The sequence below is a fragment of the Alterinioella sp. B-7 genome, from assembly GCF_056857775.1.
Genome location: NZ_JBSXNT010000032.1, coordinates 214,375 through 238,039 on the forward strand (window position 1 = coordinate 214,375; position 23,665 = coordinate 238,039).

A 23,665-nucleotide genomic window follows, 5' to 3' on the forward strand; every position below is an offset into this window, starting at 1 on the left:
GTCTATTCTTTTACGGACAGCAGGAGGGCCGTTCATGCAGACCATCGAAGACTTGCCCGAACTGGATTTTGACAGCGCTGACTACCAGCGCGCGCCGTTCGAGACACTGGCCGGGTGGGCCCGGAACTGGCAGGTGGCGCGCAGCGCGCGGGGGGTGGAAATCCTCGATTACGACCTCTGCCGCCAGGCCATCCTCGACCGCCAGCTTGGCACCGGGCATCCCAAGCTGATGAACGTGCTTGGCCTGCCCGAGGGCCGCCCGCTGGACTACAAGCGCAACTCGATCTCGTTTCACAATCGCGGGCCAAGACGGCGCGACCTGCGCCTGCCCGTCACCCGCCTGATGGGGCCGGAGGGGACCGAGCGGTTTCGCGGCGACATGGAAAAGGTGGTCGACCGGGTGATCGACGCCATCCCGCGCGACCAATCGGTCGACCTGATCGGCGCGCTCTGCGACCCCACCCCGTCTGCCGTCTATTGCTACTGGATCGGCGCACCCTTCGAGGAGGCCGCCTTCGTCGCCCGCACCTCGCATTCGGTGCAGAAGGTCCATACCCGAAACCCCGCGCACCGGCAGGAGATTCTCGACGCCTTCGAGGCGCTGATAGATTTCGTCGATGCCCGCATCGCGGACCGCCGCGCCAGCCCCGCCGATGATCTTCTGTCAGACCTGATCGCCGCCGAGAAGGCCGGACATCTGGACGCCGACGACCTGCGCAACTGGGTCATCAAGCTGGCCGAGGCCAATACCGACAATTCCTCGCACCAGATCGGCATCGCGGTGATCGAGCTTGCCACCCGGCCCGGGATCTGGGCGCGCCTGCACCGTGATCCAGCGCTGGTCCCCGCCGCCGTGCGTGAGGTCATGCGCTACCGCCCGCGCAGCATTTCCACGTCGCGCGAGGCGATGGAGGATATGCAGATCGCGGATGTCGCCATCCCACGCGGCACGCCGGTCTTCGCCAATATCGGGACCACGCATTGGGACGGGCGCTACTACGCCAACCCGGAGCGGTTCGATATCGACCGGACCGAGGAACCGCCGCACCTGAATTTCGGCGGCGGCATCTTTTCGTGCATCGGGCGCTACGCGGTGACGATGGAGGTGGAGCAGGTCATCACCCGCCTTGCCCGCGACTTTCCCGACCTGACGGTCGAGGATTACGGCTACACCCATTCGCCGATGTTCACGCTGGTCTCACACCTGACGGCGCGCCTGACCTGAGATCCCCGTCTCGGGCAGGCGCAAATCCGGCAGCGCGCCCGCCCCGCCGATCCGGCCCACGGCGATGGACCCGCAGCGATTGGCCTGGGCCAGCGCCTCGGCCATCTCCGCCCCGTCGAGCCAGGCGGCCAGAAAGCCCGCGTTGAACGCATCGCCCGCGCCGGTGGTATCCACTGGCGTCGTGGGGATCGCCGCCGCCTCGATCCGCGCGCCCTCCGCGCCGATCAGCGTCGCGCCCTCCGCCCCGCGCTTGATGACGCTCATCAGGCGCGGCGCGACCGCGATGCCGCTTGCCGCCAGCGCCTCCATTTCCGCCGCGTTCGGCAGGAAGATGTCGACCGAGGCGATCACCTCCGCCGTCCCGGGATCCGCCAGCGCGCGAGCGTCCCAACTGCAATCGAGCGAGACCGACATGGCCCGCGCCCGCGCCCTGGCAATCAATTCGGGATGCTCCAGCGCCGTGGTCAGTTCGCCGATATGCAGGTGCCTTGCGGGTGGCAGGTCAGCCCCCGCAAGCGCCGCGCCGACGCGCCGGGTGATGAAGCTCCGGTCGCCGCCCCGGGCCAGCGCCACCGTGATCTGCGGATCGCCCGCACCGGCCGCGCTGCAATGCGAGCGCACCCGGTTCTGCGCCATCTCGCGCGTCACGCAATCGGCGAACGGGGGCGCGGGCAACACCCCCATCAGCCCCGCCTGCCCCCCGAGCGCCGACAGATAGGCCGCCGTGATATAGGCCCCGCCGCCAGCCCGCAGCGCCAGCGCTTCCGCGAAGACCTCGCGCCCCGGTTCGGGCGGACCGTCGAGGCCGGAAAACACCAGGTCGCAATAGATGCGGCCCGCACAGATGACGGTCTGCCCGCTCACGCGATCACCGCGCCCGTCTCGGCATCGAAGACGTGCATCTGCGCGGGATCGGCGCTCAGGCGCACATGATCCCCGGCCTTGGGCGGGTTGCGTCCCGGCCCCGTGGCGATGATCTCGCGCCCCGCCAATGTCACGTAAAGCAGCGTCTCCGCGCCCAGCGGCTCGGCCACCGATACCTCGCCCTCAAAGAGCGTATCGCCCTCCGTTGCCAGGTGCAGATCCTCGGGCCGCACGCCCAGCTTGACCGCGCGCCCCTCGGCCACCTTGACCTGCGTCAGAGGCACCGACCCGCCGCCCGTCAGCGAAACAGCGCCGCCTTCGACCGTCCCCTCCAGGAGGTTCATCGACGGCGCGCCGATGAATTGCGCAACGAAGGTGTTGGCGGGCTTGTGATAGACCTCGTCGGGCGTGCCGACCTGCTGGATATGGCCGTCCTTCATGATCACGATCCGGTCGGCCATGGTCATGGCTTCGACCTGGTCATGGGTGACAAAAATGATCGTGTTGCCGACGCGGCGGTGCAGTTTCTTGATCTCCAGCCGCATCTGGGTGCGCAATTGCGCGTCAAGGTTGCTGAGCGGCTCATCGAAGAGGAACACCGCCGGATCGCGCACCATGGCACGCCCGATGGCGACCCTCTGGCGCTGCCCGCCACTGAGCTGCGCGGGCTTGCGCGCCAGCAGATCGGTCATGCCCAGGATACCCGCCACCTCGTCGATGCGGGCCTCCTTCTCGGGTTTGGACAACTTCGAGGATCGCAGCCCAAAGCCGATGTTCTTGCGCACCGTCATATGCGGATAGATCGCGTAATTCTGGAACACCATGGCGATGTCGCGTTCCTTGGGCTCCAGGTTGTTGACCACCCGGCCCCCGATCTCGATCTCGCCCGAGGTCACCTCCTCCAGCCCCGCGATCATCCTGAGCGTGGTGGACTTGCCGCAGCCGGACGGGCCGACAAAGACGACAAACTCCCCATCGGCCACATCGAGGTTGATCGAGTGCAGCACTTGCGTCTTGTCATAGCTCTTCACCAGGTTGCGCAGGGCGAGGTCGGACATCAGGCGGGCTCCGTCAATTGGGTAAAGGCTGTGGTCAGCGCGGTTTCGGCATCTCGGCGGCGGGTCCGGATGGCGGCCAGATCGGCGCGCAACCCGTCCAGCCGGGCGGCATATCCCTCAAGTGCGGCATCCATCGGCGCGGGGGCGGGCCCGCCGAACCGGTCGCGCCGGGCGATGAAGCCATCAAGCGAGGTGGCCTGCGCGAACTCCTCCTCGGAGAGGCCCGGATCGCGCCCCGTCTCGGCCCGGAAGGCGGCGGCGAAATCGCCGTATCCCGCCCCCAGGGCGCAGCCCTCGGCGATGACAGCCCGCGCAGTTTTCGCCGCGACCTCATGCGCCTGCCGGAACGACAGCCCCTCAACCCGGACCAGCGTATCGGCCAGTTCCGTGACGGTGACGCAGGCCGCATCGGCATTGGCGCGCACCCGGCCCTCGTCGATCCTGCACGCGGGCAGGAACGCGGTTAAAAGCGCGATGACCCGCCCGCCCGAGGCAAAGGCGTCATAGCCCGCCGCCTGCACCTCGCCCTCGCTATCGTTCATGTCGGTGAAGGGCGTGTTGTGCATCGTGCCCAGCATCGTCTCGCACCGCCCCACGGTGACGCTGGCCAGGTGGCGCATATGCTCGATCGGCACCGGGTTGCGCTTTTGCGGCATGATCGAGCTGATCTGGACCAGCGAATTGGGCACATGCAGCTGGCCAACCTCGAAGGCGGACCAGAAGGCCATGTCCTGGATCACCCGGCCCAGATGCAGGAAGGGCAGTTTCAGCGCCGAATAAAGCCCGGTGATGTAATCGACCGAGGCGATGCAGCCGTAGGAGTTCTGTTTCGGCGCGGCAAAGCCCAGAAGCTCCGCGACCCGCGCCCGGTCGATGGGAAAGCCCGAGGTGGTGATCGCGGCGGCCCCCATCGGGCAGAGATCCAGCGCGCCCGCCTCCCGCGCCAACCGCGCGATGTCAGAGAGCAGCACCTCGATTGCGGCGGCAAGGTAATGGCCGAAGGTCGACGGTTGCGCCGGCTGGCCATGGGTATAGGCGACGATGGCGGTATCGCGGTCTTCCCGCGCCTTCGCGATCAGCGCCTCGGCCAGGCCCGTCATCCCCTCCAGCATCGCCGTGACGCGGGTCTGCAAGGCCAGCTTGAACACGGTATGATCCATGTCGTTGCGCGAGCGCGCGGTGTGCAGCATGCCGCCCAGATCCGGCCCCAGACGCCGCTTCAACTCGGCCTCGACATAGAAGAAATAATCCTCGTGCTCGCCGGTATAGCTGAGCGTCTCGAGATCGGTCTCCGCCGCGATGTCGCGCAGCGCGCCCGCGATCCGGCCGCTTTCCGTCGCGCCCAGAATACCGGTCTCGGTCAGCATCACCAGATGTGCCCGGTTGATCGCCGCCATGTGCCCTGCGAAATGGGTCTTCACCCCCTCGAAGAGCGGCGCCAGAACCGTGTCGCGATAGGTCGGGTCGGGGAAGGTGGAACTGTCGGTCATTCTCTTGCACCGATAGCGCCCGCGGCAGGGGTCGGATTCGAGTATTTGGACCAAGAAGATGAGACAATTTTAGTCGAATTTTCCGCATCTTCTTGGCAAAAATACTCACGGCGGAACGGTGGATCCTGGCGCACAATCATCCCTTGAGACCCGCCATCGCCACGCCCTGGATGATGAAACGCTGGAAGATCAGGAACACGATCAGCGTCGGCAGAGTCGAGATCGCGGCCCCCGTCATGATCAGCTCCCATTGCACATCGGCCTCGTCCCCGAACGAGGACAGCCCCACCGGCAGCGTGTAGAGCGCGGCGTCGGTGGTCACAATGAGCGGCCACAGGAAGGCCGTCCAGTTGCCCAGGAAGACGAAGATCGCCAGCGCCGCCAGGGCCGGCTTGACCATCGGCAGCGCGACCGACCAGTAGATCTGGAACTCGTTCAGCCCGTCGATGCGCGCGGCCTCGATGAAATCGTCCGGCACGGTCTGGAAGAACTGGCGCATCAGGAAGACGCCGAAGGCGGTCATCAGGCCGGGGAACATGATGCCCCAGTAGCTGTCCAGCCAGCCGAAGCTCTGGCTCATGATATACCACGGGATCACCAGCATCTCGGTCGGGATCATCAGCGTCGACAGGATCGCGATGAAGACGATCTGGCGCCCGCGAAACGTGAATTTGCACAGCGTGTAGCCGACGAGGCTGTCGAAGAAGAGGTTCGAGACCGTGGTCAGCACCGCGATGATCAGCGAGTTGATGAACCAGCCGAAGAAACGACCATCTTCGAGCACATAGGCGTAGTTCTCCAGATGCGGCTCCTCGGGGATGAGGCCCACATTATAGACCTCATGCGGCCATTTCAGCGAGGTGGACAGCATGTAGGCGATCGGCATGATCATCGCGATGCCGCCCGCGAAGAGCAAGAGCCAGCGGATCGTCTGGCCGAGGCTTCGGCGCTGCTTGGCGCGGGTGCCCTCCAGAAGGGCGGCGGAGGTGGCGCGGATCTGGGTGTCGGTGGCGGTCATCTCAGCTGTCCCTCAGGATGCGCAGCTGGATCAGGCTCACGACCAGCAGGATCAGGAACAGAACCACCGTCTGCGCCGCGGCATAGCCCATGTCGAAGCTGCGGAACGCGGTCTCGTAGATCATCAGGACCAGCGGTTTGGTCGAGTTGAGCGGCCCGCCGGGATTGTTCGTGGTCATGTTGAAGACATGGTCGAAGATGCGCAAAAACCCGATCGAGGAGAAGACGACGATGAAGACGATGGTGGGCCGCAGGAGCGGGATCGTGATCTCCCACAGCACCGTCCATTTCGACACGCCGTCGATCTCGGCGGCCTCGTAATAGCTGCGCGGGATGGCGCGCAAACCGGCCATGAAGATGATCACCTGGAACCCCAGTCCGGCCCAGACGGCGGGCGCCAGGATCGACGGCAGCGCGTTGGTGGTGGAATTCAGGAACTCCACCTGCCCGATGCCGACCGAGGCCAGCATGTTGTTGAACAGGCCGATGGGCACGCCCTGGTAGAACCAGCGCCAGACCCAGGCCATTGCCACGGCGGAGGTCATGAAAGGCAGGAAATAGAGCGCCCGCAGGAAGCCATGCGCAAAGCGGACCTTGTCGAGGTGATAGGCGATGAAAAAGCTGATCACCAGGCTGATGGGCGTGCCGATCAGCAGGTATTTGAACGTATTCCAGAACACCTGCCAGAACACCGGATCGCTGAACAGCACCCGGTAATTCGCCAGCCCCGCCCATTCGCGGTCCCCCAGCAGGTTCCAGCTCTGGAAACTCAGCACCATCGCGTTGCCGGTGGGGTAGAACCGGATCACCACGTAGAAGATGATGGGCACGGCCAGGAAACCCCAGGCCCAGAGGGTGCGTTTTTGGCGAATGGAGAGGGCGCGGTAGAAGGACATCGGGTCTGGCCTGACGAGGTCTGCGGGGAATGTGTCCGGCCCGCCGGGGACGTGGCGGGCCGGGGAAGCTGTCTGCCGTTACTCGCCGTAATAGGCGTCGAGCAAGTCCTGCTCGGCCGCGGCGGCCTGGGCCAGGCTTTCCGCCGGATCCTGGCCTTGCAGGTTGATTCGCTCCAGCATCTCGACCAGGATCTGCCGCTGCGCGGATTCATCGGCGAAGATGGTGGTATTGGCGTATTCCAGGCCACGGATGAAGGGGCCGTAGACGGGATGCTCGGCGTTCTCGTCGGTCATGCCGACCGATTGGCGCGCGGGCAGTTCGCCGACCGTGTCCAGCCAGATCTGCATCGCCTCGGGCGAGGTGATGTAATCCATGAACAGAACCGCCGCGTCATATTCCTCGCCCTCGGCGCGGCTGGTGATCGCGTTCACCCAGTAGGAGGAATAGTTCGACCGCGTGCCATCGGGCCCCGCCGGCAGTTCGGTCACGCCCCAATCCAGGCCACGCGTGCCTTCCAGCGCGCCGATGCGGAACGAGCCGTCGATATGCATGCCTGCGCGTCCGGCGCGGAAGGCGGCCTGCGGCTCGTCCATGAAGCCCGCATCCGTCACGCCATGCTCGGCCGAGAGGCCATGGTAGAAGTTGAGCGCCGCAAGCCCGGCCTCGGAATCGTAAGCCACGTTGCGGTAGCCGTCGGTGTAGGGTTCCCCGCCGAACTGGCGCACCAGAACCTCGCGCCACCAATGGTGGTCCTGCGCGGTCATGCCCGAGGTCAGGCCCACCTGGGTGATGTTGCCCGCGCCATCGCGTTCGGTCAGGGCGGCCGCGATCTCGACCATTTCATCCAGTGTCTCGGGCGGACCGTCGATGCCGGCGGCCTCGAAGAGGCGGTTGTTGTAGAAGAGCGCCAGGCTGCGCACCGCGGTCGGCAGCGCGTAATACTGGCCGTCACGTTCCATCGCCTGCACCATCGGGAAGAATTCCGCGTTGATCTCGTCGGGCGGGAAGGCCTCGACCGGCAGCGGCTGGATCAGTTCGGCCTCGATATAGTCATTCAGCCAGCCATAGAAGAGCTGCACCACATCCGGGCCTTCACCCGCCGGGATCGCAACGGCGGTCCGGGTGCGGTAATCGGCATAGGGGAAGGTCGTCATGTTGACGGTGATGTCGGGGTTCGCGGCCTCGAAGTTTTCGATCAGCTGCTCCATCGCGGTGACGCGGGCTTCGAAGAAATACTGCCAGTATTCAATGGTCACTTGGGCCTGCGCGGGGGCGGCGGCGATCATCGCGGCGGTGCTGAGTGTGGCCCCAAGGGCGGCGTGGCGGAGGTTCCGTATCATGGTGGTCTAGGCTCCCTGTCTGGTGGTGGCCGGTGATGGCCCACTCGCCCTCTCGTGTCTCCTCGGGGCGCGAATCTAAAATTAACTCAATCAAGTTGAATTAACAAGCGCCCTGCGGTAGCTCTGATTTCACCATGAGTCTGATCACCCCGCCCCCTGCCGGGTCGAACGCCCTGCGCAGCCGCGCCTATAACCGGTCGCTGGTGCTGCGCCATGTCCGCGCCACCGGGGCCAGCGGGCGGGCGCAGATCGCGCGCGAAAGCGGGCTGTCGACGCAGGCCGTCAGCAATATCATCGCCGACCTGGTCGCCGAGGGCTGGCTGGTCGAGGCCGGGAAACTCAGCCAGGGCCGGGGCCTGCCCGCGATGCAATACGCGCTGGATGCGCGCGCGGGGCTGGCGCTCGGCGTCGAGGTGCGGCCCGAGGCGCTACTGGTCGCGATCAGCGATCTGGACGGGCGGATCCTCTTCTCGCACCGCGACCGGCTGACCGATGCCGCCCCTGCGACGGTTTGCGAAAAGCTGCGTCAGGTCAAGGAGATGGCGGTGGCCGAGACCGGGGCCGACCGGCTTATCGGTGCGGGTGTCGTGATGCCGGGGCCGTTCGGGGTGACGGGCCTCTCGGGGGCCGCCTCCGACCTGCCGGGTTGGGCCGAGGAGGACGCGTTGGCGCGTCTGTCCCAGGCGCTCGACCTGCCCGTCATCATCGAGAACGACGCCAGCGCGGCGGCCATGGCCGAGATGGTCTCGGGCCACGGCCAGGGGCTTGGCAGTTTCGCCTGCCTCTATTTTGGCACCGGCATCGGGCTTGGCGTGATCGCCGAGCGCAGCCTGTTGCGCGGCGCGCGCGGCAATGCCGGTGAGATCGGCCAGATCGCGGTTCCCCATCGCGGGCAATTCGCGCCGCTGGAACAGATCGCCAGCCGCATCGCCCTGCGCGACCGGCTGGCCGCGACCGGCGAAGAGGCCGAAACCTCCGCCGCGTTGGAGGCGCTCTTTCTTGCGCGGAACCCGGTGCTGATGGACTGGCTGGAGGATGCAGGCCAGGCCCTCTCGCACGCCGTCCTGACCGTCGAGAACCTCTACGATCCCGACACCGTCATCGCGGGCGGCGCACTGCCCGAGCCGCTTCTCAAGGCGCTTCTGGCCCGCGTGGCCCTGTCCGACCGGTCCGTCGCCAACCGCCCCGGTCGCGCCCATCCGCGCCTCATTTGCGGCACCTGCGGGCCCCTCACCGCCACGCAAGGCGCCGCCGCGCTCATTATCAACCACGCCTTCACCCCGCGCATGGCCGCGGAGATCTGACCCCCCAAGACCCCGAGGCCCCCATGCCGCTGACCCAACCCGACCGCATCGCCCGTGACCTGGCCCAGCCCCTGATGCTGACCCTCTGGCGCGCGCTGCAACCGCTGAGATCCGTCACCACCTTCATGAATACCGGCGCGCATCCGGATGACGAGACCTCGACCATGCTGGCCGCGCTCACCTTCCGCGACGGGGTGAACCTGTCCTATATCTGCGCCAATCGCGGCGAGGGCGGCCAGAACGACATCGGCAGCGAGGTGACCGAGGATCTGGGCACCCTGCGCACCGCCGAGATGGAGCGCGCCGCGGATGTGCTGGATATGCGCCTCTACTGGCTTTCGGAGAGCCCCGGGGACAGCATCTTCGATTTCGGCTTCTCCAAATCGGGCGTCGAGACCATGGGCAAATGGGGCCGCGCGCGCACCCTCGCCCGTTTCGTCGATCTCGTGCGGACGGACAGACCGGACATCATCTGCCCCACCTTCCTCGACATTCCCGGCCAGCACGGCCACCACCGCGCCATGACCGAGGCCGCGCATCTGGTGATGGACCTCGCCGCCGATCCCGGCTTTGACGGCTCCGATCTGCCGCCCTGGCAGGTCGCCAAGCTCTACCTGCCCGCCTGGTCCGGCGCGGGCGGCTCCTATGATGACGAGGTGCCGCCGCCCAAGGAGACCCTGCGCATCGGCGGCGACGGGCATGAGCCGGTCTCGGGCTGGCCCTGGCCCCGCATCGGCCAGCACTCGCGCTGGTTCCACAAGACGCAAGGCATGGGCCATTGGACCGGCACATCCCCGCATCCCGGCTGGCCGCTGCACCTGGTGCGCTCGTCGGTCGGCGCGGATCAGGGCGCGGTCACCGATGGCCTGCCGATGCGCCTGGACGATCTTGGCGACGGCCCCGACCTGAAAGCCGCGAGCCGGGCCATCGACGCCGCGCTCTCTGCCTTCCCCGACCGTGCCGCCGTGCAGCAGGCCGCGCTCGACGCTCACGCCGCGATCACTGCCGCGCTGGACACCATCACCCCGGAGCATCACCACCGCCTGACCCGCAAGGCGGCGCAACTGGCCCGCGTGATCCGCATCAGCGCCAATGCCGACGCGCGCGGTTGGCTGGCCGAGGACGTGCTGATTCCCGGCCAAACCACAGCCTTGCATCTCGAATACAACCCGCAAGCCGGGGCCACCCTCAGCCCCGATCTGCCCGAGGGCTGGAGCGGCGATGCCAGCCTCATCACCGCAGGCCCCGAAGCGCCCCCCTCGGACCCCTATCCCGACCGGCACGACCCGCTGCACCCGGCCCGCCCGCGCCTTGCCGTCACCGTCGCGGGAACGCGGTCCTACCTGCCGCTGGAAGTGCCGCCGCTGGTCCTGCCCACCACCCGCGCGACCCTCTCGCGCGATGCCGTGGTGCTGAACCTCGCCGCGCCGGATCGCGGCGTCACGCTGGAGCTCAGCGCCCGCACCCAAGGCACCCCCGGTTTCGACCTGCCGCCCGGCTGGGACCAGACCTGGGACGGCGACCATGTGCGGATCACCACGCCCGACGACCTCGCCCCCGGCCTCTACGATCTGCCCCTCACCCTCGACGGCAGGCCTGCGCAGACCACGCATCTCTTCCGTTACACCCATATCGCCCCGCGCCTGCGCAGCTTTCCGACCCGCCTGCGCATCCGCGCGTTGACCGTCACGCTGCCCGAGGCCCGCATCGCCTATATCGGCGGCGACAATGACCGTGTGGACGACTGGCTGGCCGCCCTTGGCTGCGATGTCACGGCGCTGACGCCCGCGCACCTCTCCGCCTCCGCCCCCTTTGCGGGGTTCGACACTGTGCTGGTCGGCGTCTTCGCCTTCCGCTTCCGCCCCGACCTGCTGGACACCCTGCCCGCGCTGCACGAATGGACCCGCGCGGGCGGCAACCTGGTCACGCTCTACCATCGCCCCGGCGACAACTGGGATCCCGACACGACACCCCCCGAACACCTGCAGATCGGCTCGCCTTCGCTGCGCTGGCGCGTCACCGACGAGACCGCCGAGGTCACGCATCTCATCCCCGACCACCCCCTCCTGACCACGCCCAACCCCATTGGCGCGCAGGATTGGGACGGATGGCACAAGGAACGCGGGCTCTATTTCGCGAAGTCCTGGGATGAGGTCTATACCCCTCTCCTCTCCATGGCCGACCCCGATGAGGCCCCGCATGAAGGCGCGCTGCTGTCCGCGCGGATCGGCCAGGGCCGCCACACCCATTGCGCCCTCATCGTGCATCACCAGATGGAGAAACTGACGCCGGGGGCCTTCCGCCTGATGGCGAACCTCTTGCACCGCGCCGATTGAGATTTGGCAAAACGCGCCCCGGTGCTACCCTTGCGCAGAAACCGGGAGGGAGCACATGAGCGAAGAAACCACATCCGCCGTCGATCTCGACGCCGCCGAGGCCGAGATCGACCTGCCCGAGATCGGCGACCGCACCCGCTATGACGCGCTGATGCAGGTCATTCGCAACCGCGTCACGGTGCGCAAGTTCGACGCGGGCTACGTCGTGCCCGAGGCGCATTACGACCTGATCCTGGAGGCCGCGCGCCACGGTCCGTCAGGCGCCAACGCGCAGCCCTGGCAATATATCGTGGTGCACGACGCGGGCGTGAAACAGCAGATCACCGATTATTTCGTCGCCGAACAGCGGTTCCGCGCCAAGGCCAGGATGAAGTTCCCGACGCCGGATTATCGCGGCCTCGCCACCGCGCCGGGGTTCATCGTGGTCTGTTCCGACATGCGCTGGATCAACGCCTTCCCGGTGCTGAATGACGGCTCCGACCTCGACCGGATGTACAAGGAAAACGCCGAGCGCATCTTGCTGCAATCGGTCGCCGCCTCGACCATGTCGGCGCATCTGGCCGCCGCGGCGCTTGGCTACAATGTCTGGTGGGTCACCGCCATCGGCCAGGAGGAGGCGCAGGAGGCGATGCGGCCCCTGCTGGGCATCCCCGAGGAAATCTCGGTCCTCGACATCTTCCTCTTCGGCCCGCCCGCCGCCGCGCCCTACAAGCGCTGGCGCCGCCCGATGGAGGAGATCCGGCACTGGGACCGCTACGACCGCGACCAGTTCATCAGCGATGCGGAGCTGGAGGACTGGATCAAGACCCGGCGGCACCGGGTGATGTACAAGGATGCGTCGAAGATTGATTGAGGTGGTTTCCCAAGCCCGGCCAGCGACGGGCCGCGGATCGGCGATCCAACATCTGTTCGGAGTGATTTATGCCTGCCAAATCACTCCACCACTCAATCGTTGCACCAAGATCAGCCAAATCGCCGGTCCGGGGGGCGGCCCGTCGATGGTCGGGCGGCTGTGCCGCTATTCCGACTTGGCGCGCAAGACACACCTCACGTATTCACCGACCCGCCATCCACCGCCACCGTCTGCCCGGTCATGAAATCGCTCTCGTCCGAGCACAGGAACACCAGCGCGCCCACCAGGTCCTCGGGCAGCCCGTCCCTCGGGATCGCGCGGCTGGCCAGCACCTTGGCCCGCGTCGCCTCGACATGGTCCGGGTTCGCCAGGATACTGTCCGAGAGCGTCAATCCGGGGGCGAGGTTGTTCACGCAGACGCCCGATGGCCCCAATTCCCGCGACAGGGCCCGTGTCATCGCCTGCACCGCGCCCTTGGAGGCCACGTAATGCAACATCCCCGGCATGCCCTTCTTGACTGTTCCGGACGTGATGTTCACGATCTTGCCCGCCCCCGCGGCCTCCATCACCGGGGCGGCGGCGCGGATCATCTTGTAGGTGCCGGTCACGTTCACCGCCATCACGCGGTCCCAGATCTCAAGGTCGATTGCGTCATAGCGCGCCACGGGCAGGCTGGCATAGAGCGCGGCGTTGTTGACCAGGATGTCGATGCGCCCGAACGCCTCCTGGCAGGCGCGGGCCACCTCGCCCGCCGCTTGCGTGATGTCGGCCCGCATCGCCCGCGCACCCGCCGCCTCGGCCGCGCCGATATCGGCGATATCCACCGCCAGCACCTGCGCACCTTCCGCCAGCAACGCGCGCACGAAAACCAGCCCCAGCCCCTTGGCCCCGCCGGTGACAATCGCTGCCTTGCCGTCGAGCCGCCCGGTCATTCCGCCCGCCCCAGATCGCGCGAGAATAGCTCGCCGTAATTCATCGTCGCGTGACTGTGCTCGCGCATCATCGCCTCGGCGCGGCCCGCATCGCGTTTGCGCAGAGCGTCCAGGATGATGACATGCTGCGAATGGCCCACTGTCAGGCGCATCCGCTCGCGCCTTGGGTCCGTCGCCTCGAAGGACAGCGCGCCCAGCGCCGCGAAGGGCAGCATCGCGATGCGCTCGAAGGCATGCGCGATCAGGTCGTTGCCGCAGGCCCGCATGATGGTCTCGTGAAACAGCACATTGGCCTCGTGATAGGTCTCGAAATGCTCGGTCACCGGCGCGTCGCCCTCTAGCATCGCCTGCGTCACGGCGATGGAACGGCAGAGCGCGGCGTCTGTCTCGGCATTGAGCCCCCGCTCGGCCAGCGTCTTGGCGGCCAGCGATTCCAGCGCCGCCTTGACCGCGATGGCATTGGCCACGTCGGATTGCGAGATCGAGCGCACGGTGTAGCCGCGCCCCTTGCGCTTTTCGATCAGCCCCTCGGCCTCAAGCGCTGCCAAAGCCGTGCGCGCGGGCGTGCGCGACACCGCAAGCTCGCCGGCCACCGCAACCTCGCTGATCTTCTCACCGGGGGCGCGCGCGCCGCTGAGGATCTGACGCCGGACGACGGCAAGGACATGTTGACCGCTGGAGGACATGAACCCGATATTTGTATTCGAAATCGTGCTTGTCGAGCGGTTTCTTGGACTATCCCCAAGTTTAGGGTTTATTTTGTATCCATAATTGGGTCTCCTATCCGTTAACGACTCATGCCCCCCTGGGGCGCGGGTCCAGGCTTTGGGAGGAGCCATCCAATGACCCTGACCATGGGCGACAGCCCGGTCGAGACCCATCTTTTCGTGAATGGCGAGGCGCGGCCCGCAACCGGGAACCGCCGCTACGCGCTGCACAACCCGGCCCGCCCCGAGGAGCTGGTCGGCCATGCCGCCGCCGGATCGCCCGAGGATGTGGACGCGGCGGTGCGGGCCGCCCATGCCGCCTACCCGTCTTGGGCCGCGCTCAGCTATGCCGAGCGGGCCGACCATCTGACCCGGATCGCCGACGCGCTGACGGCGGATGCGGAGGATCTCGCCGCCCGCGCCCGCCTCTTCTGCCGCGAACATGGCAAGATCCTCAAGGAATGCCAGCTGGAGATGGCCCGCCTCGGCGACCGCTTCCGCCTCACCGCCTCCTATGCGGACCGTCTTGCGACGGATGAACACCTCACCGGCCCGCCTTTCGACACCATCATCACCCGCCAGCCGCGCGGGGTGGCCGCCCTGATCGTGCCGTGGAACTGGCCGCTCTCCATCCTCGGCGCAAAGCTGCCGCAGGCGCTGATGGCGGGCAACACGGTGGTGGTGAAGCCAAGCAGCAACTCGGCCCTCGCGCCCACCCTGACCCTGCATCTGATGGCCAAACTCCTGCCTCCCGGCGTGATCAATGTCGTCACCGGGGCCGCGTCCGAGATCGGCGATGCGCTGGTCACGCACCCTCTGGTGCGTTTCGTGAATTTCACCGGCTCCGACACCGTGGGCCGTCACATCATGGCGCAGGCGGCCCGGAACCTCACGCCGGTCACGCTGGAACTGGGCGGCAATGACGCCGCGATCATCTGCGCTGACGCCATGCTGGATGCCGACGCCTTCCAGCGCATGTATCTGGGGGCCTTCATGTCGACGGGCCAGATCTGCATGGCGCTGAAGCGGCTCTACGTGCATCGGTCCCGCTATGACGAGGTGGTCGAGGGGCTCAGCGCCGCCTGTGACCGCATAGTGGTCGGCGACGGGCTTCTGGACGAGACCCGTATGGGCCCGCTCAACAACGCCAAACAGCTAAAAACCGTCACCGGCCTGATCGAGGAGGCGCGCAGCAAAGGGGCCGACCTGCGCGAGTTGGGCCAGGTGCCCGACCCCGACCTCTACGCCAGGGGGTATTTCCAGAAACCCGTGCTGGCGCTGGACCCCGACCCGGCCCTCAAACTTGTCACCGAGGAGCAATTCGGCCCCGCCCTGCCGATCCTGCCCTTCGAGACTGAGGACGAGGCCATCGCGAAGGCCAATGACAGCCGCTTCGGCCTCTGCTCCTCCGTCTGGACCGAGGATCGCGACCGCGCCACCGCTTTGGCCCGGCGGCTGGACGCGGGATACACCTATCTCAACGCCCACGGCCCCACCGCGCAGGACAGCCGCGGGCCGTTCGGCGGCGTCAAGCAGTCGGGGCTCGGGCGCAACCTCGGATACGAGGGCATCATCCAGTTTCAATCCAGCCATTCCATCAGCGGGCCGGCCAGTTGGCTGTTCCCGAATTAGCAACCAAATGGGGAGACCAAGACAATGAATTGCAAGGGTTTACTTGCCGCCGCGGCCGTCGCCGCATCGACGCTTCCAGTACAGGGGGAGGAGCTGAGCCTGGCCTATTTCATGGGGCCGCGCCACCCGATGAATGCCGCCGTCTTCACGCCCTTCGCCGAACGCCTGGCCGAGTTGTCGGGCGGCGAACTGACCGTCGAGATGTTCCCCGGCGGCGCGCTCAACTCGGTGCCGCCGCAGCAATACTCCATCCTTCTGGACGGTGTCGCCGATATCGTCTTCGCGCTGCCGGGCTATACCGGCGACGTGTTTCCGATGACCAATGTGGTGACCCTGCCCGATGTCTGCGACAGCGCGCTGGACTGCACCGAGGCGCTGTTGCGCGCCCGCGACCTGATCGAGTCCGAGTATCAGGCTCACCTGCTGGCAGTCTGGGCCAACAGCCCGCCGATCCTGATCACCCGCGACACGCCCGTGCGCACGATGGAAGACCTCGAGGGGCTCCTGGTGCGCGTCACCGCCGTGCAGGACGCGCCCTTTGCCGAGGCCGTGGGCGCCTCTGCCGTGGCCCAACCGGTCAGCGTGATCAACCAGAACCTCACCAATGGCGTGATCGACGGCATCGCCATCGGGGCCTCGGCCATCGGCTCGTTCAACCTGCATGAGCCGGGCAATTACCTGACCACCTATTTCCCCGGCTCAGGGTCCGCCTTCGTGCTGCTGATGAACCAGGAGGTCTATGACGGCCTCTCGGACGAGGAACGCGCCTGGGTCGACGAGGCCGCCAATGACGAGCTGTCGCTTTCGGGCGGGCGCGCCTTCGACGCCGCCGCCGCGCGCGGCATCGAGATCGCGCGCGAGGCCGGGGTCGAGATCATCGACCTGACCGATGAGGAACGCGCCCGCTGGCAAGACGCCTATGCCACCGCACTCGAGGAGGCCCGCGCCGAGGTCGTCGGCGGCACCACCGTCGGCGCGGTCATGGACCGGATGATGGGCCAGTAAGCGTGACGCGAGCGACGCCCAAACCCCTTCTCTGGGCGGATCGGCAGCTCGGCCGCCTGGCCGGGCTGCTGGCCGTGGCGGGCGGGCTGGCCATCGTCGCCCTGATGGTCATCACGCTGGCCGCCGTGATCTCGCGCTACATCTTCCGCGACCCGATCTTCGGGACCGAGGATCTCTCGCAGATGGTCCTGGTCCTTGTCGCGGGCGCCGCCGTTGCCTATGGCGCCCGCCACCAGTCCCATGTCAGCGTCAACCTGCTCGGCACGCTTGGCGGGCGGCGCCTGACCCGGATCACCGACCTGATCATGCGCGCGCTGACGCTGTTCATCCTGGTGCTGGCCGTCTACGCCCTGACCAAGAAGGCCTGCGGGTCCGAGCGCGCCTGCATCACGGCGAATTTCTCGATCGAACATCGCCCCTTCTACTACTACCTCGCCGTCGCCATGGCGCTCTATGCCGCCACCACGGCGCTGCACCTTGTCATCGGGCTCTTTCATTTCACCGGCGACGACCCCAACGAAATGGCGGACTGACCCGATGGAAGACAGCCTGATCGCGCTCCTGGGGTTTCTCAGCCTCTTCATCCTCCTCGCCATCCGCATGCCGGTGGGCATCGCCCTGATGCTGGTGGGCACCGCGGGCATCTGGTTCATCCGCGAACGCGCCGCGATCCCGAAACTGGGCGGCGAGATCTTCAACGAGGCGTCGAACTACCCGCTGACCATCATCCCGCTCTTTGTGTTGATGGGAAACCTCGCCGGGGCCTCGGGGATGAGCCGCGACCTCTATGCCGCGGCGCATTCCTGGGTCGGGCACATGAAGGGCGGCCTGGCCTCGGCCTCAGTGGTGGGCTGCGCGGGGTTCTCGGCGCTCTCGGGGTCGTCGCTGGCCGCCGCCCTCACCATGGGCCGCGTCGCCCTGCCGGAAATGGAGCGCTACAAATACGAGGGCGGGCTCGCCGCAGGCTCCATCGCGGCGGGCGGCACGCTCGGCATTCTCATCCCGCCCTCCGCCGGGTTCGTGATCTACGCCATCCTGACCGAGGAGAGCATCGGCCGCCTCTTCATGGCCGGTGTCCTGCCCGGGCTGATGCTGACCGCGCTTTTCATCCTGGCGATCTGGATCACCGTCCTGCGCCACCCTGACCGCGCGCCGGGAGGCACCGACAAGGCCCCGCTGGCCACACGGCTTCGGATGCTGGCCCGCGCGGGCTGGATCATCGGCATCATCCTTTTGACCATCGGTGGCATCTATTCCGGCGTCTTTTCCGCCATCGAGGCGGCGGGCATCGGCGCTACCCTCGCCTTTGTCGTCACCATCATTCGCGGCAAGCTGACCCGTGCCAACCTTGTCGAGGTCTTCGCCAGCACGCTCAAATCCTCCGGCACCGTCTTCCTGATCCTCTTCGGGGCCTTCGTCTTCAAGAGCTTCATCGGCTTTTCCGGCGTCACCAACGACCTTGCCGACTGGGTGCAGGCGCAGGGCTATACCGGCATGCAGGTCGTCATCGCCTTCATCGCAATCTTCGTCATTCTCGGCATGTTCATGGACGGCTTCGCCATCCTCGTGCTCACCGTGCCGCTGGTCCAGCCGATCATCGAGCCCCTGGGCATCGACATGGTCTGGTTCGGCGTCCTCATGGTCATCGCGCTTGAGATGGGCCTGATTTCGCCCCCCGTCGGCGTCAATGTCTTCGTGGTCAAGGGCATCGCGCCCAATGTGCCGCTCAACACCATCTTCCGCGGCATCTGGCCGTTCTGGTTCGCCATGCTGGCCGCGGTCATCCTCATCCTCATCTTTCCGCAAATAGCCTTGCTGCTGCCCGACACGATGTTCGGCTAGCGCCCCCAGACAAGGAGGTCTTCGTCATGCAAATGGGTAAAAACATCATCGCCGCCAGCGGCCAGCCGCCGTTCTTCAAGGTCTCGAACCCGGCTGCCGTGGGCCTGCCCGCGCCCGAGATCCGCCACGGCGACGCGGTGCGGGCCATGGTCCGCTCGCTCTCGGGCTTCCAGAAGGAGGCGCTGGTGCTCTCGGCGCGCACCGGCACGATGTGGCGGCTGGTCTCGGATGAGGGCGCCTACCTCAACGGCCACGATGCCGCACCCTGCCCGCTGGCCTTCCTGACCGTCGGCATGATCTCCAGCTACATGAACGAGATCACCGCGCTGGCGGATCGTGAGGGGGTGCGCTTGCGCAACCTGCGCCTGATCCAGAACAACTTCTACACCATGCAAGGCTCGATGCGGCAACGCACCATGACCGGCGGCGCGCTGCCGGTGGAGCTGGAGGTGCAGGTCGAGACCGATGCCGATGACGCCAAGCTCTCCGGGCTTCTGTCCAACGCCGTCCACGCCTCGCCGCTGAACGGGCTGATGCGGGGCAAACTGCCGAGCCTCTTCACGCTTTCCAAGAACGGCCAGCAGATCCACACCGGCGAGGCGCAGGCGCTTGATGCGCCCGTCGTCGGCCTGCCAGACGGAGCGGAGCCGGAGGCGGATGAGACCGACCTGACCCTGATCGCCCGCGAGGGCATGTCGCCCGGGAAATCCGTCGCCAAGGGCACGGCGGGCGCGGCCAGCAGCCTCACCGATCACCAGGACCGCACCCTGAACCCGGCAGCCATCTGCACCCTGCGCAAGGACGGGCTGAAGGAGATCGAGCAACATCTCTACAGCCCGCACGGCTCCATCTTCCGGTTCCTGTCGGATGAGGGCAAGGACGCCCGCGCCCCCGATGCGGTCAGCTACATCTCCGCCGGTATCGCGTTCTGCTTCATGACCCAGTTCGGGCGCATGGCCTCGATGGAGAAGCTCAACCTTCCGAAATACGCCATCGTGCAGGACACGCATTTTTCCCTCGGCGGGGCCTCGGGCGGCACCGGAAAGGCAGGCGAGGCCGACCCGGTCGAAACCCATGTCCACCTGACCACCGACGAGTCCGACGACATCGCCCGTGACATGCTGGACGTGTCGGAAAAGACCTGCTTCCTGCACGCCTTCTGCCGCACCGACCTGAAGACGAGGTTGAAGGTGACGCGGATGTAGGGCGCCCATCCCTTCGAAGGGATGGCAAGTGCCTTCGAAGGCACTTTGCGCCGCGCCAGAAACGGCCCGAAAAGCTGACAACCCTGTCAGGATAAACGGACAAAGCTGTCAGGAATTCCGCGCCCGACCGCCCGCATGAGGATCTCGGCCGCCTCTCCCGCCTCCCCCGCCCAGGCCACGTAGCCATCCGGGCGCACGAGGATCGCGCGCGTGCCGTAGTCGCAGCGCTCTCCCTCGTACCTGTCCCTGATCACGGTCAGGGGAACCCCCGCCGCCTCGGCGACACCGACAAAGTCCTCTCCCATCAAGCCATTGAAATCAAAGAGAGTAAATGCCGACCCGTCCAACGCCTGATAGGTCGTCCGCCCGTCCGACAGCGCGCGTGGGGCCAGATGATGCCCGGCGCGCGCGGTAAACTGATGATCCCCCTTCGCCGCCGGTCGCCCCGGTCCGCCAACCAGCGGCGAGCCCTCGTAATGCGGCTCATAGGTGAAAACCTCGGTCGATCCGACATTGCGCGCGGCCCATTCACGGGCGAAGGCTTCCGCATCATCCTCAGGGTCGTAAGTCCTTAAAAACGCGCGGTCTTCTTCGATGAACCGCTCGATGAAATCATCCCTGAGCGAGGCGAAGACCGGCCTGCGTTCGGCGTCATAACTGTCCAGCAACCCGTCGCCGCCCCACCCCTCCAGCACCGCGCCCAGTTTCCAGCCGAGATTCCGCGCATCCTCGAACCCGGTATTGATCCCGTAGCCACCATAGGGCGGGTGGCTGTGGCAGGCATCGCCTGCGATCAGAACCCGGCCCGCGCGGTAGCTTTCGGCCAGCACAAAGCGCAGATCCCAGAAACCTACATAATTGATATCAAGCGCAAATTCCTGGCCCGCCGCCTCATGCAGCATGGCCGCGAAATCGGTGTTTTCCGCCGTTGCCTCCACCGCGACGGGGGCATGATAGAACCATGTCCTATCGCCATCGACGCGGCCCAGAAACTTCCAGTAGCCCTCCAATTCGGGGCTGAGCGCGTAGTAGAAGGATTTCTCCTCATAGCGCTCCCCAAGCAGGCGGTGCAGTTCCGGCGATTGGAACACCAGCAGCACCATCTTGCGGTCATGGTCCTTGACCTCCTGCCCGATCCCCGCCGCCTCGCGCGTGGCCGAGTGGCTGCCATCGCTCCCGACCGCATAGCGGCCCCGGAGACTGCGCCTCACCTCGCCTTTATATTCAACGATATCAACGACCACGCCCTCGGCATCCTGCGCCAAGGCATCAAAGCGCCAGCCATAGAACAGCTCGACCGAGGGCAGGTCAGCTACCCTCTCGCGCAGCACGCGCTCGGTGCAATATTGCGGCATCCGGTCGACGCTCTGGCCGTAATAGGTCCCGACGGATTCACGCGGCAGCCAGTTATAGGCGTGTTCGCCCAGCAGCGTCCCGTAGGTCACCAATCCGCCATTCGCGACACCCCTCGGCACGATGCGCGCGGCGCGCAATTCCCGCTCGCACCCCCAATGGTCGATGATTTCCAGCGTCCGCTGCGTCAGGTTCTGCCCCTTGGGCACAGGATGCAAGGCGCGGTAGCGCTCCACCACCGCCACCGAATGCCCGCGCTGGCCCAGGTCGATGGCCAGCCCAAGACCCACCGGCCCGCCGCCGATGATCACCACGTCATGCGTCATCTCCATGGCTCAGATCATCCCCGGTTCCAGATAAATATGTTTGGTTTCAAGGAAATCGGCCAATCCCTCCAGCCCGTGCAACCGCCCGAGGCCGGATTTTCCAAAGCCTCCGGTTTCCCCTTCCGCGAACAAACGCAGATGCGAGTTGACCCAGACCGTGCCCGCCCGGATCGCCCGGCTGACCCGCATCGCGCGCCCCACATCGCGGGTGAAGACCGAGGCCGCCAACCCGTAGAGCGTGGCGTTCGCGCGGGCCACCGCCTCTGCCTCATCGGCGAAGCGTTCGACGCAGACGATGGGGCCGAACAGTTCCTCCTGCACCAGCGCGGATTGCAGATTGTCGATGCGGAAGAGCGTCGGGGTCAGGAACGCGCCCTGGTCCAGCCTGCCGCCCTTCAAGAGCATCTCGCCTTCATCGCCCGCCTGCTCGATCAGCCCCGCGATCCGCGCCTGCGCGTCGGCGTCGATCAGGCTTCCCATCTGGCTGTCGGGGTCGCTGCCCGGCCCGGTTCGTATTGATTTGAAAGCGGAAATCGCCTTGGCCTCGAAGTCCTCCGCGACACTCTCATGCACCAGGAACCGCGCGGCGGCGACGCAAATCTGCCCGGCCATGTTCAGCGCGCCATGGGTCAGTTCCTTGACCGCCAAATCCAGGTCGGCATCCTCGAAGATCACCGCGGGCGCCTTGCCGCCAAGCTCAAGTCCTACCCGTTTCAGCGTCGGGGCCGCGCCCGCCATGATGGCGCTGCCGGTGCGCGACGACCCGGTGAAGGAGATCACGTCGACATTTTCCGAGGCGACCAGCGCCTGCCCCACCTCGATCCCGTTCTCATTGACCGAGTTGATCACGCCCGCAGGCAAGGACGGCGCGCCCACAAGCGCCTGCATGATGCGGGCATGGGTCAGCGGCACCTGGCCCGCGGGCTTGATGACCGCGGTGCAACCCGCCGCCAACGCCGGGGCGAGCGAGCGCATCAGCAGCGTCACTGGCGCGTTCCACGGCACGATCACGGCGGCCACGCCCACGGCCTCGCGGTGAAAGAGCGACATCTGCCCCGGCATCACCTCCTGCATGGTGCCGCGAATGCCGCGCGCAAGCCCCGCGTAATAGCGCGTCTCGGAAATCGCGCCCATGGTCTCGCCCATGGCTTCCGCGCGCAGCTTGCCGTTTTCCGCCACGCAGAGCGCCACGATCTCGTCCTTCGCCGCCTCCAGCCTGTCGGCCATCTCGAACATCGCCTTGGCGCGCAGGCGGGGGTTATGGGCCCAATCCGTTGAAAAGAAGGTGTCGCGGGCCACCGCGCAGGCCTCATCCGTCAGGGCCGCCGATCCGGGGTGAAACTGCCCCACCGCGCTGAAATCGGCGGGGTTCGTGCTGGTCCCCAGATCGCCCACCCCCTCGCGCCAGGTGCCGCCGATATAATGCCGTGCCGGGTCGCTCTGCATGTGTCTCACTCCCTCTTTCTCCGGTGGTCAGCCGGTCCGATCCAAGTCCTGCCGCTCCGAAAGCCGCGCCATGATCCGCGCCGCCGCCGCGATGATCGCCTCTGCCAGGTCGGCAGGGACAATCCGCGCGTAATCCTCCGCCTCCATCGAGACGCAGAGCGAGGCCAGCGGGCGGCCGCCCTCGTCCAGCACTGGCGCGGCGGTGCCGACGATACCGCGTGTCACCTCGCCATGCGCCACGGCCACGCCATCGCGGCGCACCTGCCGCAGGTCGGCCTCGTGATCCAGGAACCGCTGTTGCTGCCGTTTCGGCAGATGCGCGATGATCGCGCGCGACGCCGCCCCGCGCGCCAACGGCATGGGCCGCCCGCGCGGGTAGCTGGTGCGCGCGGCAATGTCGCGGCTGGACGATGCGACGCAGAGCAGCCGCTCACCATACCACTCCGCCAGAAAGGCCGTGCCGGGAAAGCGTGCGGCAAGGTCGTGCAACTCCGCTTCCGCCCCCGCAATCAGCCGGTCGGATTTGCGCATCAGGAAATCCAGCTCCACCACGCGCGGGCCGATGGCAAAGCCGCCGCCCGGCACCGCGGCCAGGAACCCCGCCGCGCGCAAGGTCTTGAGATAGCGGTAGAGCGTCGGTCGGGTATAGCCGGTTGCGGCCATCATCGCCTGCGGCGTCCAGACCAACCGATCCTCGGAAAAGAGGTCGAGGATCGCCAATACCCGGTCTCCGCTTGCCTGTGACATCCGACCCAAAAATCTCAAATAACAAGATTCCGTCCAATATTGATTGCCCTTTCCCTTTTGACAAGCCAATTTGTCGGCAGGAGCGG

At 66.6% G+C, this 23,665-nt stretch carries 20 protein-coding genes; 9 read left to right on the forward strand and 11 right to left on the reverse strand.

Annotated elements, in window-relative coordinates:
- Nucleotides 1-34: 34 nt before the first annotated feature.
- Nucleotides 35-1,225 (forward strand): cytochrome P450, encoded by a 1,191-nt coding sequence (locus AC13C7_RS10725; protein WP_482867468.1) that lies wholly within the window; start codon nucleotides 35-37, stop codon nucleotides 1,223-1,225.
- Here AC13C7_RS10725 and AC13C7_RS10730 read toward each other — a convergent pair.
- The 6 genes from AC13C7_RS10730 to AC13C7_RS10755 all read right to left on the reverse strand — a co-directional run bounded on the left by AC13C7_RS10730 (nucleotide 1,199) and on the right by AC13C7_RS10755 (nucleotide 7,891).
- Nucleotides 1,199-2,089, reverse strand: a complete 891-nt coding sequence (locus AC13C7_RS10730; RefSeq protein WP_172316865.1) for a carbohydrate kinase family protein — start codon at nucleotides 2,087-2,089, stop codon at nucleotides 1,199-1,201. The genes AC13C7_RS10725 and AC13C7_RS10730 overlap by 27 nt on opposite strands.
- On the reverse strand, nucleotides 2,086-3,147 hold the full coding sequence (locus AC13C7_RS10735) for an ABC transporter ATP-binding protein (protein ID WP_482867469.1): 1,062 nt from the start codon (nucleotides 3,145-3,147) through the stop codon (nucleotides 2,086-2,088). The genes AC13C7_RS10730 and AC13C7_RS10735 overlap by 4 nt, the downstream gene beginning before the upstream one ends.
- The gene (gene argH / locus AC13C7_RS10740; RefSeq protein ID WP_482867470.1) at nucleotides 3,147-4,637 is read right to left on the reverse strand and encodes an argininosuccinate lyase; all 1,491 of its coding nucleotides are present in this window, start codon (nucleotides 4,635-4,637) and stop codon (nucleotides 3,147-3,149) included. The genes AC13C7_RS10735 and argH overlap by 1 nt, the downstream gene beginning before the upstream one ends.
- 136 nt (nucleotides 4,638-4,773) lie before the next feature.
- Nucleotides 4,774-5,655 (reverse strand): carbohydrate ABC transporter permease, encoded by an 882-nt coding sequence (locus AC13C7_RS10745; RefSeq protein ID WP_474886823.1) that lies wholly within the window; start codon nucleotides 5,653-5,655, stop codon nucleotides 4,774-4,776.
- Between the two features lies 1 nt (nucleotide 5,656).
- Entirely contained in the window at nucleotides 5,657-6,550 is an 894-nt protein-coding gene (locus AC13C7_RS10750; protein ID WP_172316857.1) for a carbohydrate ABC transporter permease, read from the reverse strand.
- A gap of 78 nt (nucleotides 6,551-6,628) precedes the next feature.
- Nucleotides 6,629-7,891 carry an extracellular solute-binding protein gene (locus AC13C7_RS10755; protein ID WP_446119280.1) on the reverse strand — a complete coding sequence of 421 codons (1,263 nt, stop codon included), beginning with the start codon at nucleotides 7,889-7,891 and terminating at the stop codon, nucleotides 6,629-6,631.
- A gap of 134 nt (nucleotides 7,892-8,025) precedes the next feature.
- Between AC13C7_RS10755 and AC13C7_RS10760 the strand changes: the two genes are divergently transcribed.
- From AC13C7_RS10760 to AC13C7_RS10770, 3 genes are read left to right on the forward strand one after another with little or no spacing between them, the layout of a single operon-like run.
- Nucleotides 8,026-9,195, forward strand: coding sequence for an ROK family protein (locus AC13C7_RS10760; protein WP_482867471.1), 1,170 nt, complete (start codon nucleotides 8,026-8,028; stop codon nucleotides 9,193-9,195).
- 23 nt (nucleotides 9,196-9,218) lie between these two features.
- Nucleotides 9,219-11,531 carry a PIG-L family deacetylase gene (locus AC13C7_RS10765; protein ID WP_482867472.1) on the forward strand — a complete coding sequence of 771 codons (2,313 nt, stop codon included), beginning with the start codon at nucleotides 9,219-9,221 and terminating at the stop codon, nucleotides 11,529-11,531.
- Between the two features lie 55 nt (nucleotides 11,532-11,586).
- Nucleotides 11,587-12,384, forward strand: a complete 798-nt coding sequence (locus AC13C7_RS10770; RefSeq protein WP_482867473.1) for a nitroreductase family protein — start codon at nucleotides 11,587-11,589, stop codon at nucleotides 12,382-12,384.
- Nucleotides 12,385-12,578: 194 nt separating this feature from the next.
- Here AC13C7_RS10770 and AC13C7_RS10775 read toward each other — a convergent pair whose 3' ends face one another.
- A complete protein-coding gene (locus tag AC13C7_RS10775) occupies nucleotides 12,579-13,316 on the reverse strand; it encodes an SDR family NAD(P)-dependent oxidoreductase (protein WP_482867474.1) in 738 nt (245 codons plus the stop codon).
- Nucleotides 13,313-14,002 carry a GntR family transcriptional regulator gene (locus AC13C7_RS10780; protein ID WP_172316845.1) on the reverse strand — a complete coding sequence of 230 codons (690 nt, stop codon included), beginning with the start codon at nucleotides 14,000-14,002 and terminating at the stop codon, nucleotides 13,313-13,315. Before AC13C7_RS10780 ends, AC13C7_RS10775 begins: the two co-directional genes overlap by 4 nt.
- 156 nt (nucleotides 14,003-14,158) lie before the next feature.
- On the opposite strand from AC13C7_RS10780, the gene AC13C7_RS10785 reads away from it, so the two are divergent.
- The 5 genes from AC13C7_RS10785 to AC13C7_RS10805 are packed head-to-tail and all read left to right on the forward strand — an operon-like array spanning nucleotide 14,159 to nucleotide 19,707.
- A complete protein-coding gene (locus AC13C7_RS10785; RefSeq protein WP_235952575.1) occupies nucleotides 14,159-15,655 on the forward strand; it encodes an aldehyde dehydrogenase family protein in 1,497 nt (498 codons plus the stop codon).
- Nucleotides 15,656-15,679: 24 nt separating this feature from the next.
- On the forward strand, nucleotides 15,680-16,660 hold the full coding sequence (locus AC13C7_RS10790) for a TRAP transporter substrate-binding protein (RefSeq protein WP_482867475.1): 981 nt from the start codon (nucleotides 15,680-15,682) through the stop codon (nucleotides 16,658-16,660).
- 2 nt (nucleotides 16,661-16,662) lie between these two features.
- A complete protein-coding gene (locus AC13C7_RS10795) occupies nucleotides 16,663-17,193 on the forward strand; it encodes a TRAP transporter small permease (protein ID WP_172316841.1) in 531 nt (176 codons plus the stop codon).
- A 4-nt stretch (nucleotides 17,194-17,197) separates the two neighbouring features.
- Nucleotides 17,198-18,502: a TRAP transporter large permease gene (locus AC13C7_RS10800; RefSeq protein ID WP_172316839.1), complete on the forward strand. Its 1,305-nt coding sequence runs from the start codon at nucleotides 17,198-17,200 to the stop codon at nucleotides 18,500-18,502.
- Nucleotides 18,503-18,528: 26 nt separating this feature from the next.
- Nucleotides 18,529-19,707: an OsmC family protein gene (locus AC13C7_RS10805; protein WP_482867476.1), complete on the forward strand. Its 1,179-nt coding sequence runs from the start codon at nucleotides 18,529-18,531 to the stop codon at nucleotides 19,705-19,707.
- Between the two features lie 86 nt (nucleotides 19,708-19,793).
- On the opposite strand, the gene AC13C7_RS10810 is transcribed toward AC13C7_RS10805, so the two are convergent.
- The 3 genes from AC13C7_RS10810 to AC13C7_RS10820 are packed head-to-tail and all read right to left on the reverse strand — an operon-like array spanning nucleotide 19,794 to nucleotide 23,579.
- Nucleotides 19,794-21,386, reverse strand: coding sequence for an FAD-dependent oxidoreductase (locus AC13C7_RS10810; RefSeq protein ID WP_482867477.1), 1,593 nt, complete (start codon nucleotides 21,384-21,386; stop codon nucleotides 19,794-19,796).
- Between the two features lie 9 nt (nucleotides 21,387-21,395).
- A complete protein-coding gene (locus AC13C7_RS10815; protein WP_482867478.1) occupies nucleotides 21,396-22,832 on the reverse strand; it encodes an aldehyde dehydrogenase family protein in 1,437 nt (478 codons plus the stop codon).
- A 27-nt stretch (nucleotides 22,833-22,859) separates the two neighbouring features.
- A complete protein-coding gene (locus tag AC13C7_RS10820; protein ID WP_482867479.1) occupies nucleotides 22,860-23,579 on the reverse strand; it encodes an IclR family transcriptional regulator in 720 nt (239 codons plus the stop codon).
- Between the last annotated feature and the right edge of the window lie 86 nt (nucleotides 23,580-23,665).